Raw genomic sequence first — 1231 nt, 5'->3', positions numbered from 1 at the left:
TGAATCGCCCCTAGTTTCGTAGACACCTCCAAGCCTCATAATGAGGCCCATCAGGAGGTGCCATGAGCAACCAGCGTTACCCCGAAGAATTCAAGATCGAAGCGGTCAAGCACATCACTGAGCGCGGCTTGCGTGTTGCCGATGTGGCAGAGCGTCTAGGTGTGTCCGCACATAGCCTGTACGCCTGGGTAAAGCGCTACAGCAAGCCCCAAGTACAGCGGCAGCAGGTAGATGATCAGCAAGCCGAACTGCGTCGTTTGCGCGCTGAACTCAAGCGAGTGACCGAAGAGCGAGACATCCTAAAAAAGGCCGCCGCGTACTTTGCCAAGGAGTCCGGCTGAAGTACGCCGTTATCAGCAAGCTGTCGGTGGAGTACCCGGTGCGGCGCCTCTGCCAGACCCTCCAGGTACATCCCAGCGGTTACTACGCCTGGCTGGCCGAGCCGAAATCTGCACGCGCCAAGGAGGATCAGCGTCTGCTCGGATTGATCAAGCATGCCTGGTTGGAAAGCGGCGGGGTCTACGGCTACCGCAAGATCCACGACGACCTGCGTGAGCTGGGCGAGTCTTGTGGTCGGCACCGCGTGGCTCGCCTGATGCGGGGAGAGGGACTGCGCTCGCAGACCGGTTATCGTCGGCGCCCCGGGTACTATGGTGGCAAGCCGACTGTGACCTCGCCCAACCGTCTGGAGCGGAAGTTCAACGTCAGTGAACCGAACAAGGTCTGGGTCACCGACATCACTTACATCCGCACCTATGAGGGTTGGTTGTACTTGGCGGTGGTACTGGATCTGTTTTCGCGCCAAGTGATTGGCTGGTCGATGAAGCCACGGATGTGCAGCGACCTGGCCATTGATGCCCTGTTGATGGCGGTGTGGCGGCGAAAGCCCAAGCAGGAAGTGATGATCCACTCCGACCAGGGCAGCCAGTTCAGCAGCTCGGACTGGCAGAGTTTCCTCAAGGCCAACAACCTGATCAGCAGCATGAGTCGACGCGGCAACTGCCACGACAACGCGGTCGCGGAAAGCTTTTTCCAGTTGCTGAAGCGGGAACGCATCCGACGGAAAACCTACGGCACCCGCGAAGAAGCCCGCAGTGATGTGTTCGATTACATCGAGATGTTTTATAACCCCAAGCGCCGGCACAGCAGCGCTATGCAGCTATCGCCAGTGGAGTTTGAAAAGCGCTATTTCCAGAGCTTGGAGAGTGTCTAGAAAACCTGGGGCGATTCA

Annotated in this window: 1 protein-coding gene; it reads left to right on the top strand. The window is 58.5% G+C overall.

Features of this window, described 5'->3' with window-relative positions:
• Positions 1–62 precede the first annotated feature (62 nt).
• A protein-coding gene (locus N5C91_RS31795) for an IS3 family transposase (protein WP_279834506.1) occupies positions 63–1213 on the top strand; the annotation gives its coding sequence in 2 pieces (ribosomal slippage) (positions 63–300 and positions 300–1213; 1152 coding nt in all).
• The last annotated feature ends 18 nt before the right edge of the window (positions 1214–1231 follow it).

It is taken from the genome of Pseudomonas sp. GD03903 (genome assembly GCF_029840045.1).
Taxonomy (GTDB): Bacteria; Pseudomonadota; Gammaproteobacteria; order Pseudomonadales; family Pseudomonadaceae; genus Pseudomonas; species Pseudomonas pseudonitroreducens.
The sequence above is the reverse complement of the archived record's forward strand: the minus strand, read 5'-3'. Positions and strand labels throughout refer to the sequence as shown.